Origin of the sequence: Pontibacter virosus (assembly GCF_003096355.1) — a bacterium.
Classification (GTDB): Bacteria; Bacteroidota; Bacteroidia; order Cytophagales; family Hymenobacteraceae; genus Pontibacter; species Pontibacter virosus.
Genome location: NZ_QEKI01000015.1, coordinates 1 through 15,419, shown reverse-complemented (window position 1 = coordinate 15,419; position 15,419 = coordinate 1). Strand labels below are relative to the sequence as shown.

General features: G+C 45.5%; 8 protein-coding genes. All 8 read left to right on the top strand.

Features of this window, described 5'->3' with window-relative positions:
* Positions 1-15 precede the first annotated feature (15 nt).
* Complete coding sequence (gene asnB, locus C8E01_RS17395) at positions 16-1,821, top strand: asparagine synthase (glutamine-hydrolyzing) (RefSeq protein ID WP_116544738.1); 1,806 nt, start codon at positions 16-18, stop codon at positions 1,819-1,821.
* 93 nt (positions 1,822-1,914) lie between these two features.
* Positions 1,915-3,141, top strand: coding sequence for a glycosyltransferase (locus C8E01_RS17390; RefSeq protein WP_243409657.1), 1,227 nt, complete (start codon positions 1,915-1,917; stop codon positions 3,139-3,141).
* A gap of 46 nt (positions 3,142-3,187) precedes the next feature.
* Positions 3,188-3,763 (top strand): WcaF family extracellular polysaccharide biosynthesis acetyltransferase, encoded by a 576-nt coding sequence (locus tag C8E01_RS17385; RefSeq protein ID WP_116544736.1) that lies wholly within the window; start codon positions 3,188-3,190, stop codon positions 3,761-3,763.
* 12 nt (positions 3,764-3,775) lie between these two features.
* A complete protein-coding gene (locus C8E01_RS17380; protein WP_116544735.1) occupies positions 3,776-4,633 on the top strand; it encodes a glycosyltransferase family 2 protein in 858 nt (285 codons plus the stop codon).
* A gap of 330 nt (positions 4,634-4,963) precedes the next feature.
* Positions 4,964-6,250: a WcaI family glycosyltransferase gene (locus tag C8E01_RS17375; RefSeq protein ID WP_116544734.1), complete on the top strand. Its 1,287-nt coding sequence runs from the start codon at positions 4,964-4,966 to the stop codon at positions 6,248-6,250.
* 138 nt (positions 6,251-6,388) lie between these two features.
* Positions 6,389-7,330, top strand: a complete 942-nt coding sequence (locus C8E01_RS17370) for a GDP-L-fucose synthase family protein (protein ID WP_116544733.1) — start codon at positions 6,389-6,391, stop codon at positions 7,328-7,330.
* 308 nt (positions 7,331-7,638) lie between these two features.
* Positions 7,639-8,322: a porin family protein gene (locus C8E01_RS17365; RefSeq protein WP_116544732.1), complete on the top strand. Its 684-nt coding sequence runs from the start codon at positions 7,639-7,641 to the stop codon at positions 8,320-8,322.
* A gap of 660 nt (positions 8,323-8,982) precedes the next feature.
* A partial coding sequence (locus C8E01_RS17360) for an Ig-like domain-containing protein (protein ID WP_116544731.1) occupies positions 8,983-15,419 on the top strand: 6,437 nt, incomplete at its 3' end.

Below are 15,419 nucleotides of genomic sequence, written 5' to 3'. Positions count from 1 at the left end.
ATAAAAATTTATATAATGTGTGGTATACTTGGACAAATAGCTTACGAAGGATATTGTAGTGAAATACCTCAACTCAAAGCAATTAAGCATAGAGGGCCAGACGGAAGAGGGGAATGGACTAATAGAGAGGGAAATGTATACTTAGGTCATACCAGGTTAGCTATTCTTGACCCAACAGAATTTGGGCAGCAACCTATGCAGGATTCAAGTAAACGCTATACCATCATTTTTAATGGGGAAATCTACAACCATCTTGACTTACGTTTGCTTCTGCCCGATCTAAAATGGAAAAGCTCTTCTGATACAGAAACTCTTATAGAACTGTATGCTGTGAAGGGCTTAATGGCACTGCCACTTTTGAAAGGGATGTTTGCTTTTGCTGTCTACGACTCGATAGAAGACTCTATTTTGCTTGTCAGAGATAGACTTGGTATTAAGCCTTTATGGTTCAGTCACGATACCAGGTGTTTTAGCTTTTCGTCAGAAGCGAGACCCATTCTTAGAAAAGAGAGTTGCTCGCCAACTTCCCAAGCTTTAAATGAGTTCATTGGTTTTGGACGAATGCCAGCAAGTGGAGAAATATTTGACGAGGTATACATAGTGCCTGCCGGAAATTGGTTGAAAATTGAAAGGGACAGAAAGTTAACTATAGAGAGATGGTGGCCGGACAGCAAGTTCACTTATGGAAATGGTCAGAGCCGTGAGAAGTGTGCTCATAGAGTAAGGAGCCTGGTCACTAAAGCTGTCGAAGAGCATCTTATTTCTGATGTAGGAATAGGGACATTCTTAAGTGGAGGGATAGATTCTAGCATCATCACACTAATAGCTGGTAAAGCACTGGGTAAAAACCTGAAATCATTTACCATTGGCTACCCACAAAGTAATTTTGACGAAAGGGCCACTGCACGAAAAGTAGCAAGCCTTGCAGGCACAGAACACCATGAAATAGAGGTGAATGAAACTACCTGTTTAGATTGGGTAATGGGTGCTGTAGCTAGTATGGACTTACCCTCCGTTGATGCTATCAATACGTACATTGTATCCAAGGCAGTGCGAGAAACAGGACTCAAGGTTGCTTTGTCTGGCTTAGGCGGTGATGAATTGTTTGGAGGCTACCCTAGTTTCAAGAGTATACCTGTTCTTAATAATATAGGGAGACTCCCGGACATTCTAAGGAATCAGCTTGTGGGCTTCATGCCACAATCCATCAAAGACAAGCTGCATGGTCTACATACTTTTGACACTATCAGCTTAGCCTTAAACAGGCGACGATTTACTTCGATTATCGATCTGGCTGCATTAGGGTTTAGCGAAGGCATTCCCTCAATTCCCCCCCCTCCTTCAGGATTAGATACGATGGGTCTGATTTCCTGGGCTGAACTACATGGGTATACCATACCGATGCTTCTTCGGGATAGCGACCAAATGAGTATGGCTGTCGGATTAGAAATCCGTGTGCCTTTTTTGGACCATTGTCTTGTAGAAGAAGTATTAGGTATGGCTCAAAGATACAAGAAAGGAAAAAAAGTAAAGCCTTTACTCATCGATGCTTTTAAGACTGAACTTCCTCCCGAAGTATATAACAAGCCTAAGCAAGGGTTTGTACTGCCTATGGATGAGTGGATGAGAGGAGCCTTGAAAGAATTCACTGAAGATGGGATAGCCGCTGCCGTAGACTTGCTCTCCTTACCAGAGCCAAAATTGCAGTATAAGAGTTTCCAAAAGCGAATGTCACATTGGACGCGGTGTTGGCTATGGTGTATCCTAGGACATTGGTTAGCAAAAAGAACTCTACCAGAAGAAACAGCCTTAGTTTACTAACCTATCAGTTTAGGTTAATGCTCTGAATGTAGAGAAAATGTTAATTAATAAAACAGTTTATATTTGATGAAGATCCTCCGAGTCATAGCAAGCATGAAACCAAGTCAGGGAGGCCCTTGTCAAGGCATTCGTAACTCAATACCTGAGCTACAGACTCTCGATGTGTATAATGAAGTTGTGTGTTTAGATAGCCCTGAAGCAGGATGGCTTGCGGAAGATAATTTTCGCATACATGCACTTGGTGTTGGAAAAGGACCATGGTATTACAATTCAAATCTTATCCCCTGGCTGCTCACTAATCTTCCTCGATTTGATGCAGTGATTGTACACGGCCTATGGCTCTACCATGTCTATGCGGTTAGAAAAGCTATCAGACTTTTGAAAAAAAAACAAACAGGAGGTAAGAGGGAGCCTATTCCAAGGGTTTATTTGATGCCTCATGGTATGCTCGATCCTTATTTTCAAAAAGCTAAAAATAGGAAAATCAAGGCTATACGTAATAAACTTTACTGGAGTATTATCGAGAGTGATAATATCAAGGAGGCAGATGGATTACTATTCACATGTGAGGCAGAACTGCGACTAGCAAGAGAGCCATTCCGTTCCTATAAACCCAAAAGAGAAATCAATGTCGGATATGGTATAGCCGAACCTGCGCAATACGATCAGGTGATGGAAGAAGCATTTCATTCAAAATGCCCTCAGGTTGTAAAGGAGCCGTTTCTCCTGTTCTTGAGCAGGATACATGAGAAAAAAGGAGTAGATATTTTACTCAAGGCCTACGATCGTGTGTTGGAAACAAGGACTAGGCTGACTCTGGTAGAAAGCGGTAATGGAGAGACCCCTATAAATTACCCCAATTATGCGAAGTTTCCAAAGTTGGTCATTGCAGGTCCGGGGTTGGAAACTCCATATGGGCAGCTGCTCCAAAGGATGGTTTCTCAGTCTCCAGTACTCCGGGAGTCAGTTTTTTTCCCTGGTATGTTAACCGGAGATGCTAAATGGGGGGCATTCTATGGCTGTGAAGCATTTGTGCTGCCTAGTCATCAGGAAAATTTTGGAATAGCAATAGTAGAAGCACTGGCTTGTAGTAAACCAGTGTTGATTTCTAACCAAGTGAATATTTGGCGTGAGATAGAAGCTTCTGGTGGGGGTATCGTGGCTGAGGACACACTGGAACAAACACAGCAAATGCTGGAGAACTGGGACTCTCTTTCTTTTTCTGAGAAAGCAGAAGTCGGCTTAAAGGCTCGTAGGGCTTATGAAGAACATTTTGCAGTAGGTCCCGCAGCTATAAAGCTTTTGGGCGCTTTGAGATAATCAGCTGTTATCTTGTAGTTGTTATAACTTTATTGACTAGCCGTTTATGCATAATCAGGATACTTTCACAGGCGCTTCGTTTTCATTGTACAATAGGCTCGGTAGAGTTTTATGGGGTATTGTTGTGCTTTTTTTCTTTAGGTTCTCTCCAAAACCCTTTCACGCCTGGAGAGCTTTCCTTCTACGATTGTTTGGTGCTAAAGTAGGACATGGAGTGCATGTATATCCTGGCGTAAAGATCTGGGCTCCTTGGAATCTTGAACTTGCGGATGAGTGCGGTATTGGGAGTGGGGCTAATCTTTATTCAATGGGTAAAATCACCATAGGCCGGAGGGCTGTGATTTCTCAAGGAGCGCACTTAGTTGCTGGCACGCATGACTATACTAAGACTGGATTTCCTTTGATTATTAAGCCCATTCATGTTGGTAATCATGCTTGGATAGCAGCCGAGGCTTTTGTACACCCGGGCATTACAATTGGTGAGGGAAGTGTGATAGGTGCAAGGTCTGTGGTTAATAAAGATATGCCTGCCTGGATGATTTGTAGCGGGCACCCCTGCAAACCTATAAAGGCAAGAATGCTTAAAGGGTACGAATCAGAGAATCTAGCTGTTGAAAATTAAATTTGAGTTGTAATGATTTCAGTGGTAATTCTTACTAAAAATGAAGAGCTTGATCTTCCCCGGTGCCTAGAATCAGTCAATTGGTCTGATGATGTTCATGTTCTTGACTCAGGCAGTACGGATAAGACCGTTGAGATAGCTTATTTATATGGAGTGAAATTTTGGGAAAACAGTTTCGAATCCTTCGGTAAGCAAAGAAACCATGCCCTCGACCACTTGGCCCTTCGGTATGATTGGGTACTATTTTTAGATGCTGACGAAGTAGTGACTGATGAGTTTCGTGCGGCAATTATTCATGCTATAAACAATGCAAACAGTGATGTTGCTGGTTTCTATTGCTGCTGGAAAATGATGCTTGAAGGAAGGTGGTTGAAGCATTGTGATAATTTTCCTAAATGGCAATTCAGGCTGCTGAGGAAGGGCAAAGCCAGGTTTATAGATTTTGGCCATGGCCAGAAGGAGGGTGAAATCGTAGGGAGAATTGAGTATGTCAAAGAGCCTTACTTGCATTACAGTTTCTCAAAAGGCTGGTCCCAGTGGATTGATAGGCATAATAAGTACTCAAGCCAGGAAGCTGTTGCCCGCCTTCATGCTCTACCGCCTTTTGCCAATGTGTTCTCGCGCCACGGAAGCGTGCGCAACCCAGCTCTCAAATCTTATCTCAGCAGAATCCCTGGATGGCCAATTCTACGCTTTATCCATGCATATGTCATCAATCTAGGCTTCATAGAAGGCATACCCGGTTTAATTTATTGCATAAACATGGGATATCATGAGTTTCTGATTCAGATAAAAATGAGGGAGCTGAAAAAAGTGCACTCTGCTTCAAGACATACTCATGCAAAAAGAATTGTGCAGACTGAAAGGTAAGTCAAAACCCTTAGCTTGAGGGCAGGCATTGAATTAAGCCAAGAAAAGCATCTTAGAAGCAACGTTGCTGAATAGGCTTGTCAGTAATGGTTAAACAACCATTTCAATTGCCCCTTTCCTGAACTTAAACCAAAGCTGAATCTTTAAGCAACATACTTACTGCAAAACGTCCAATTTCACCCTTCTCCTATAAGCCGTATCTACATCCTATAAAATTGCGCTACCAATATATTCAGCAGAATAATTATTAATAATTATTTAATATAAAATTAAACTAATTACATACTAATATGATTTTTTTTCGTATAGTTTTAACTATATGAATAGCGTATGAAGAAGTCTATTTTACTGTTAGGCTATAATTTTTATCCTGAACCTACCGGAATAGGTAAATATAGTGGCGAACAAATCAAATGGTTAGCTCAAAATGGTTATGACTGCACAGTTATAGCCTCATATCCTTACTATCCATTCTGGAAAGTACAGGAGCCATACCATAGTAGGAGGCGGTGGTATAAAACAGAGGTAGAACATTTCGCGTCTGGAGGTATGATTACCACCCATAGGTGTCCAATGTTCATACCTCAAAACCCATCAGGTATTAAAAGAGTGTTGTTGGACCTCTCATTCTTCATGGCTGCTTTCTTTAAACTACTTTACCTGCTGCCTGGCAAAAAATATGATATTGTCATCACTATTCTTCCGTCTGTAAGCCTCGGGCTGTTGGGTATGTTTTATAAAAAATTAAGAGGGGCAAAGCTCATATGTCATGTACATGACTTGCAGATTGAAGCAGCGCGTGACCTTAAAATGATAAAATCCGAACAGATGATTAACATGTTGTTCAGGTTTGAGAAATTCATCTTTGATAACTGCGACGTGATTACTTGTGTCGGAAAAGGCATGGCTCGCAAAGTTGAAGAAAAAGCCCGGAAGGATGTTTCTTTGTTCTTCAACACAACAGATCTTGACCAATTCCACCCATTGAAAAATCGAGTGGAATTAAAGCAGCTATTTGGCTTCAAGCCAACAGACAAGGTCATCCTGTATTCTGGCGCAATCGGTGAAAAGCAAGGTATTGAGGCTATCTTACATGCTGCAGAGGAGAACAAAGGGAGGCCTAGTCTAAAGTTTGTCATCTGTGGCTCAGGGCCATACAAGAATAAGTTGCAGGTAATGGCTGAAAAAATGAGTCTACAGAATGTAATTTTTATGCCTCTGCAGCCAATTGAGAAGTTCAACCAGTTTTTAAATATGGCTGATGTACACCTGATTGTGCAGAAAGCAAACGCTGGTGACTTAGTGATGCCATCTAAGCTGAACACTGTTCTGGCCATTGGTGGCCTTGCTTTAGTTACTGCAAACAAAGGGTCGGGGATGCATACGCTACTAGAGCAGCACAACATGGGTATACTCGTTGAGGCAGAAAATCAGCAGGCTTTGAACAAAGGTATACAGAAAGCCCTGACTGAAAACAAAGATGAGATGAAGCGGAATGCACGCCACTATGCTGAGTCATACCTCTCTATAGATAAAATTATGAAATCCTTTGAGAACTCCTTCCTGATACAAAATACAGTTACTCACCAGGTGGTACACCAGCCATCTACCACCTGATTCAACTTCATCCATGATAATATAGGCCATGTTCAATAGGCACTGAAAATTAACTAAGATACTCTATACCTAAAGACGCTGAATTCTACTTGGGCAATACGCTTATCAAGATAATATACTAAACTAAAAATATTATAAATGGATAAGACTGATAAAATATTTGTAGCTGGACACAAAGGAATGGTTGGCTCAGCCATTGTAAGAAAACTTCAGGTATACGGGTATACCACCATTGTCTGCCGCTCCTCAAAAGAGCTTGATTTGAGAAACCAACAACAGGTACTTGACTTTTTTGCTGATGAGAAACCAGACTATGTCTTTCTAGCTGCGGCAAAAGTAGGAGGTATTATTGCGAACAGTACATACCCAGCAGCTTTCTTGTATGATAACCTGATGATTCAGAGTAACGTCCTGCATGCAGCCTATCTGCATCAGGTCAAGAAGCTCATGCTACTGGGTTCTTCCTGTATCTATCCAAAATTTTGTCCGCAGCCCATGAAGGAAGAGCATCTGCTGACAGGCGTGTTGGAGCCAACAAATGAACCCTACGCAATTGCAAAAATTGCCGGCATTAAGCTGTGCGACTCCTACAGGAGTCACTACGGATGTAACTTTATCTCTGTGATGCCTACCAGTATTTATGGGCCAAATGACAACTATGACCTGCAAAATTCCCATGTGCTGCCTTCGTTGCTGAGGAAATTCATGGCAGCACGAGACAAAAAAGAATCTTCTGTAGTGATATGGGGAAGTGGAACACCCAAACGGGAATTTATGCATGCTGATGATTTGGCGGATGCGCTTGTGTTTCTGATGCAGACTTATAATGAGCCCGGAGTCATCAACATAGGTATAGGCGATGATATAAGTATATTTGACTTGGCTAAATTGGTAAAGAAAGTGGTAGGCTATGAAGGTGATATTATTTTGGACCCAAGCAAGCCTGATGGGACACCTCGTAAGTTGATGGATATAACGAAATTAGGCTCCATGGGATGGAAAGCTAAAATAAGCCTGGAAGAAGGCATTAGGCTGTCTTACGAGGAAGTGAAGGAGAAGCAATGGGCTGAAATGGGCTAAACTGAGCTCAAAGGCTTTATCTAAAGAATTATGATATTTAGCACAAGCGGCCATTGATTTAAGCATAGAGTGTTTGCCATAGAATGCGTACAAATTTTATGGCGCCGATGCTGTCCTGCCATGTACAGGATCCCTAACGTTAGGGGAAACAAATCGGTTTAGGTGCTTATGCTGGATGGGTGGGAATGTGTTAGTAGGCAGAATATCCCCTCGGGCTTCACCACTGTATGCACATGCAATAACTGAGGTATACCATTCTCAATTCTTCACGTTGGCGTTCCGTTTATACCATAGCTTAAATCAAGTTTATGTACTGTGCCATTTTCTCTTTGTTGCTTCTTATTTCTCCTACTGTTACAAGTGAATCTCAGGCATTGGGGTCATACGTTGGAAGTAGGCCGAAGCAGGATAGTACGCATTACACAACAGCCTCTCATGATCCAGATTATTCCAGAAGAGTTAGGTTCGGTTTTAAAACTGGTTTGAATCTATCAAACTTAAACTTTAATAAAGGTTTTCCGAAGCCTACTGTTCCTGTAGAATTAACCTGGGGTATAGGTTTCAGCGGAGGTTTCTTAATGGAAGTGCCCATATACCAAAGGCTGCATTTTCAGCAGGAATATTTGTATACATATGTAGAAGGCAAAGTAGAAAGTGAAGGCTTACAATATAAGCTTAAATATATCTCGCTGCCGGTGCTTTTGAAATATAAGCTCCTGCCACGGTTATCCTTAGTCGCTGGACCACAATTTGATATATTGTTACATGCAGTGGAAATCCAGGGTGGCAACTCTTTGGATATAATCCATCAAACGGAAGAACGAAATATAGGCGTAGTCGCAGGGATTGAATATAAGCTATCAGATAAAATAGTTATTGACACCAGGTTTATGCATGGATTAAACCACATAGGCATGATGCAAAGAAAAACTGGCCAAGAGTTCAAATTAGAGTCTTTTAGTCTATCCATCATTCTTTCTCCTTTCAACTAAAACTTAAACTACAATAAGAAGAGCAGTTCTAATCTGCGAGCCTGCATAGCCCTATAGACTAGTACTAGTTCTGAAGCTTATAATGAGCAGTTCTATATACTTATTTGAATTTAAACTAGATGGCTCGTGCACTTGGGAGGGCATGTTTGAGGTATATGTACCTGCAGATATATCTGAACAGACTGTAGTATCGCGTTTATTTTAACCTTTATATGATTCTATTTTAACTTCTAAAAATTAGAGGTTCACTGTGCATTGTACAGCTGTTTGCCATTTATCGTACATTTATGTAAAGGATAATTCATTTGAATAAATCTTATATAAAATTATAATCGTAGTATAATGCAAGGCTGTTTTTGAATAAATAGCTGGTTGATGTATAAATACAATTCCATTTTGGGCAACTCTTTAAAGCTTGCTACTAGTAGTGGCTCGCTTTGCTACTCCTGCCAATAATACTCCATTTTTACTTGCCAGCTTTAATTGTGCAAGTCAAGCAGTATAAGCTTATCCTGTCGAGTAAAATCACCCAATTCCTATTAGCTAAATATGAAATAATATGGATTTAAGTATTAAGGTGTATAAACAAGACTTTCTTAAAGCTGATTCAGATAGCTAATCAACGAGCATAAAAACCTTGAGATTTAAAATAGTTTTATTATGAGCAAGAAATTTACTGTTATTACCTTCTGGAAACAACTCATTCTCCCACTGTTTGCCTTTTTTTCAATTTATGTGGCCTCCGCTCAACTCCGTGTGCAGCCCCCGAGCTCAGACTCATTTTTGGAGCTAATTTCAGGAGTTACATATTTCGAGTCAGATGGAGCGACTGACACTGATGACAGCCAGAAGGAAGTGACGCGTGGAATAGCTCATTATGGGGCCACCACAAGTAATGAAGCTGATGTGCAGCTGAAGAGAATTGAAGCTGCAATTGCTGATTTAACTGCCGACTATAAGTCCGCCAATTATGTTGGGGCAGCCTCTTCTCTTTATGCCCCAGCTGCTGGTTCAGGTGAGTCCATACTGGTAATAAGCTCATCGTCAAACAAGTTCAGCCAGTACCCATCCGAGATATTGATAGCCGAAGGCTTGAATGGATTCAGTACAACAGACATATCTGCTGTAACGACAGACTTGTTGAGCAGATACGATGTGGTAATAGTAGGACATATGCCATTGTCTGACTCACAGGTGACTATGCTGAGCAACTGGACCAATGCCGGTGGTGTGATGATTGCTTTTAGACCCGATGCCAAATTAGCCCCCATCATGGGGCTCACGCCAGCAGGAGGTACGTTAGCCAATCAGTACCTGTTGGTGCACACATCCTCCGGGCCCGGAAAAGGTGTAGTGAACCATACAATACAGTTTCAAGGCACAGCAGACCTATACCAGGTAAGTGGAGCGACCAATCTGGCGACCTTATACTCGGGAGCTAACACGGCAACATCTTACCCGGCCGTCACCATGAACAGCGTGGGAGACCAGGGAGGTACAGCCGTTGCCTTCACATACGATTTAGCGAAATCAGTTATCTACACACGGCAGGGAAATCCGGAATGGGCAGGCCAGAAAAGAGACGGTCAATCTGGGCCTATACGCTCTGACGACCAGTTTTATCCGGATTGGATTGACCTGAGCAAAGTTTCTATTCCGCAGGCAGATGAGCAGCAGCGCCTGCTGGCCAACATCATTACCTTACATGCCCGCAAACCTGTGCCGCGTTTTTGGTACTTGCCAAGAGGATTAAAGGCTGCAGTAGTGATGACTGGTGATGACCATGCTAACGGTGGTACCAAGGCCCGCTTTAATCAGTATATTCAAATGAGCTCTGACAATAGTGCAGAGGCCGTAGCTGATTGGAGAGCCATACGCGGAACATCCTATATCTATCCGAACACACCCATTACAGACATAGAGGCAAGAGCATTTGAGCAACAGGGTTTTGAGATTGCGCTCCACCTTAATACCAACTGTGCAAACTATACTCCAACCTCGCTAGAGAGCGACCTAACGAACCAGTTGGCAGAGTTCAAGGTCCGGTATCCGAGCTTAGCAGCGCCCACTACCAACCGCACGCACTGTATTGCCTGGAGCGATTGGCATACCCAACCAAGATTAGAGGGACCAAAGGGCATCCGTCTGGATGCGAACTATTACTACTGGCCGAGCCCTTGGGTGCAGGATAGGCCAGGTATGTTCACTGGTTCAGGTATACCCATGCGTTTTGCTGACCTGGACGGCGGATTGATTGATGTTTACCAGCTTACGACTCAGATGACAGATGAGTCTGACCAGACATTCCCTTTCACAATGGACCAGTTGTTGAACAAGGCCTTGGGTTCTGAAGGATACTATGGCGTGTTCTGTGCAAACATGCATACAGATGCAGACGTGTCTGAAGGTTCTGATGCTATCATCGCCTCTGCAAAATCCCGTAATGTACCAGTGATATCAGCTAAGCAACTTCTTACCTGGCTTGACGGTCGCAATGGTTCCTCTTTTGGCTCCATGAGCTGGAATCAAGGAGAACTGAGCTTTGCTGTAAGTGTGGCAAGTGGTGCGAGAAGTCTGCAGGGGATGCTGCCTATCACTGAAGTGACGGGACGTCTGATTAGCTTGACAGTGAACGGTTCAAACGTGCCATTCAAGGTGGAGGTAATCAAAGGTATAGAGTATGCTTTTTTTCCAGCTTCTACAGGCAATTATATTGCTGTTTATGACATTGATGCAGCTCCTAATCAGGCACCTGTTGTGGATATTACATCTCCTGGTCCAGGAGAGGAATTTACAGCGCCTGCCTCTATTACTATTACAGCCTCTGCCTCTGACGTAGATGGCTCGGTGAGCCTGGTGGAATTCTTCCAGGGCGGGACGAAAATAGGGGAGGACACGAACGGAAGCGACGGGTGGAGTCTTGTCTGGAATGATGTAACGGCAGGTGTATATCAAATCACAGCCAGAGCATTGGATAATGCTGGAGCATCAACTACTTCTGAAGCAATCAGTGTTACGGTTACTGCCGTATGCCCCTGCACGGTTTTCCAGCCGAGCGCTGCACCCACGGGCAGCCTTCAGAACGACGGGCAGGCCCTGCAGCTGGGCATGAAGTTCCGCTCCTCTGTCGACGGCTTCGTGACGGGTGTTCGCTTCTACAAGCAGAGCGGCAACACGGGCACCCACACGGGCCAGCTCTACAGCAGCAGTGGCACTTTGCTGGCCTCGGTGGTGTTCAGCAACGAGACGTCCACGGGCTGGCAACAGGCTAGCTTCGCCTCGCCGGTGGGCGTCACGGCAGGCACCACCTACGTCATCTCCTACCACTCTAGCGAGGGCAACTACTCCGCCAACAACAACACCTTCAGCCAGGCCATCGTCAACGGGCCGCTTACCGGCCTGCAGAACGGGGTGGACGGGGCTAATGGTGTCTACCGCTATACCTCCTCGCCAGCATTCCCAGCCAGCAGCTACTCGGCGAGCAACTATTGGGTAGATGCTGTCTTCAATACAGCTTCCACGCCGGGTAACCAGGCTCCGGCTGTAGCTATCACTTCTCCAGCAAATGATGCCACATTTGAAGCACCAACGAACATCACTATAGCGGCCACTGCAACCGATGCAGACGGGACCATATCCAAGGTAGAGTTCTTCAACAGTGACACAAAACTTGGGGAGGACACAGACGGCAGCGACGGCTGGGCCTTTGTTTGGAACAGCGTACCGGCGGGTACCTATGCGCTGACAGCAAGAGCTACCGACAATGTGGGGGCTGCGGCTAGCTCGGCAGTCGTGAATATCATAGTAACAGGTGCAGCTAATGCACCTCCTACGGTAGCTATCGATTCTCCAGTCAACAATGAGTCCTATACTGCACCCGCCTATATCTCCATCACCGCCTCAGCCTCTGACGCAGACGGTTCGGTGAACAAGGTGGAGTTCTTCCAGGGCGAGACAAAAATAGGCGAGGATACCAACGGCAGCGACGGCTGGGGCCTCACTTGGGATAATGTGCTGGCGGGAGCCTATCAGCTTACAGCTAAAGCGCACGATAACGCCGGTGCAATAACCATTTCGGAAGTGATTAACGTCAAAGTTGATGCCGTCTGTCCTTGTACCGTTTTCCAGCCAGCTGATGCACCAGGAAATAGTCTGTATGATGACGGGCAGGCCCTGCAGCTGGGCATGAAGTTCCGCTCCTCGGTTGACGGCTACGTGACGGGGGTGCGCTTCTACAAGCACTCAGGTAACACCGGCACCCACACCGGCCAGCTCTACAGCGCCGCCGGCGCCCTGCTGGCCTCTGTCACTTTCAGCAACGAGACGGCCTCGGGCTGGCAGGAGCAGGCCTTCGCCTCGCCGGTGGCCGTCACGGCTGGCACCACCTATGTCATCTCCTACCACTCCAGCGAGGGCAACTACTCCGCCACAAATCAATATTTTAATCTCGCAATTGACAATGGTCCTCTCCGAGGTTTGGCCAATGGGGAGGATGGACCAAACGGTCTGTATGCCTATGTCAATACACCTTCTTTCCCAACTGAGAACAGTGGCCAGGCAGCAAATTATTGGGTAGATGTGGTCTTCAATTCAGTGACCTCACCTGAAAATCAGCCTCCAACAATAGTACTTACATCACCTGAAACAGGGGCTAAGTTCACGGAACCCGCTTCTATCAACCTTACAGCGACCGCCTCAGACACAGATGGCTCCGTTTCCAAAGTGGAGTTCTATCAAGGTGACACGAAAGTAGGTGAAAGCTTAACCAGCCCCTACAGCTATAACTGGGCTGATGTACCAGTGGGAACCTATAAGATTACAGCCAAGGCTTTCGATAATTTAGGCTTGACCACTACTTCTGCTGAGGTAGAAGTTACAGTGGTTACGTCTGTTAATCAGGTACCAGTTGTAGCAATCACTTCTCCCAAACAGAATGCAACTTTCACTGCGCCGGCTAATGTTGTCATCGATGCCGAAGCCTCAGACCCGGATGGATCAGTTGCCAAAGTGGAGTTCTTTAGCGGGGATATTAAATTAGGTGAAGATGATACTAGCCCTTACAGTTACACTTGGGCTGGCGTAGTGGCAGGCACTTACCAAATCACTGCCAGGGCCATAGATAACAGAAATGGAACAACCACTACAGAGTTTATAACCATCACGGTATCAGAACAAGTGAATCAGGCGCTGGTAGTAGCCATAAGTTCTCCTGCCGACGGGGCAAACTTCACAGCGCCTGCTACGCTCAAGATTGTAGCCACAGCGTCCGACGCGGACGGAACGGTTGTCAAAGTAGAATTCTTTGAAGGCGAAACGCTGCTAGGCGAGGACTCCACAAGTCCCTATGAGTACGAGTGGAGCAATGTGGCGGCCGGAAATTATCAAATCTCCGCTGTAGCTACTGACGATAGATCTGGCGTTACTACATCGGAAATAATTAGTATTGTTGTTTCAGCGCCTGTCAATGCTCAACCTGTTGTGGCGCTCACTTCACCTGCTAATGGAGATACCTTCGTGGCGCCAGCTTCTATCACACTTCTTGCCGATGCATCGGATGTCGACGGAAGCATACAGAGAGTAGAGTTTTACCAGGCTGATACCAAGTTGGGAGAGGATACGGATGGCAGCGATGGATTTGGGTATATCTGGAGCAATGTTTCGGTAGGCACCTATGCTCTGATGGCAAAAGCATTTGATAATCTCGGTGCGGAGGCTTCCTCAGCAATAGTGAATATCACAGTCAACGAGTCTGCCAATACGCCTCCAGTAGTGAGCCTGACAGCTCCAACTGAAGGAGCTAGTTACACGGCACCCGCGTCGATTACTATGACGGCTACCGCCTCTGATTCTGATGGTACTATTGCCTTAGTGGAATTCTTCAATGGGAATAACAAAGTTGGGGAGAGTTTGACCAGCCCGTATAGCTATACCTGGGCTGAAGTGCCAGTGGGAATTTACTCACTAACAGCAAGGTCTACCGATGACAAAGGCGCTATTACTATCTCAAACGTGGTAAATATAGCAGTTAATCCTCCTACGAATGAGTTGCCAATAGTTGCTATTACCTCACCAACTGATGGTGCCACCTTTACGGCCCCAGCCTCTATCTCCATCACAGCCTCAGCCTCTGACGCAGACGGTTCGGTGAGCGCGGTTGAGTTCTTCCAGGGCGAGACGAAGATAGGCGAGGACACGAACGACAGCGACGGCTGGAGTCTGTCCTGGGATGGGGTAGCAGCAGGTACATACCAGATAACAGCCCGAGCGTTGGATAATGCAGGCGCATCAACCACCTCCGCAGCAGTAAGTGTGACGGTGAACGCTCCAGCCAACCAACTACCAGCGGTGGCCCTAGCTTCTCCAACAGACGGGGACAGCTTCACGGCGCCGGCAAGTATTACCCTGGGCGCTACAGCCTCTGACCCTGATGGAACAATCACTAAAGTTGAATTCTTCCAGAATGAAACCAAACTAGGAGAGGACCTAACCAGCCCCTATACCTACAATTGGAGCAATGTGGAGGCCGGTACCTATCAACTTTCAGCTCGGGCCACAGACAATGCTGGAGCAATTTCGACATCGACGGTGGTTAGCATCACGGTTACTGCACTAGCTAACCATGCACCGGTGGTAAGCAATCCTATACCTGACCAGAATGCAGTCATAGGAACTTCCTTCAGTTTTACGTTTACAGCCAACACATTCTTTGATCCGGACAACGATTTGCTTACTTATACAGCTGATTTGAAGGATGGGAATCTGCTGCCGTCATGGCTTAGCTTCGACGGGGCTACCCGCGCTTTTCTCGGTACTCCCCCATCAAATAGTCCGTCAATACTCAACATACGGGTGACAGCTAATGACGGAAGAGGAGGGACAGTAAGCGATGAGTTTGTATTAAACATTAGCCAGCCAACAGTTACAGGGCAGCAGGTGACGAGCTTCACGCTCGTCAACTCCCACACCGAGCAGGACCTGCTGGCCCTCGAGGACGGGGCGGTGATCGTGCTCTCCGAGCTCTCGAGCACCAAGCTCAACATCCGGGCCAACACCTCGCCCTCGGCGGTGGGGAGCGTCAAGTTCGAGCTGAGCGGGGC

Bases quoted from the DNA above. Each gene is read 5' to 3' on its own strand.
- asnB (WP_116544738.1), top strand. From the start codon at position 16: ATGTGTGGTATACTTGGACAAATAGCTTACGAAGGATATTGTAGTGAA.
- C8E01_RS17390 (WP_243409657.1), top strand. From the start codon at position 1,915: ATGAAACCAAGTCAGGGAGGCCCTTGTCAAGGCATTCGTAACTCAATA.
- C8E01_RS17385 (WP_116544736.1), top strand. From the start codon at position 3,188: ATGCATAATCAGGATACTTTCACAGGCGCTTCGTTTTCATTGTACAAT.
- C8E01_RS17380 (WP_116544735.1), top strand. From the start codon at position 3,776: ATGATTTCAGTGGTAATTCTTACTAAAAATGAAGAGCTTGATCTTCCC.
- C8E01_RS17375 (WP_116544734.1), top strand. From the start codon at position 4,964: ATGAAGAAGTCTATTTTACTGTTAGGCTATAATTTTTATCCTGAACCT.
- C8E01_RS17370 (WP_116544733.1), top strand. From the start codon at position 6,389: ATGGATAAGACTGATAAAATATTTGTAGCTGGACACAAAGGAATGGTT.
- C8E01_RS17365 (WP_116544732.1), top strand. From the start codon at position 7,639: ATGTACTGTGCCATTTTCTCTTTGTTGCTTCTTATTTCTCCTACTGTT.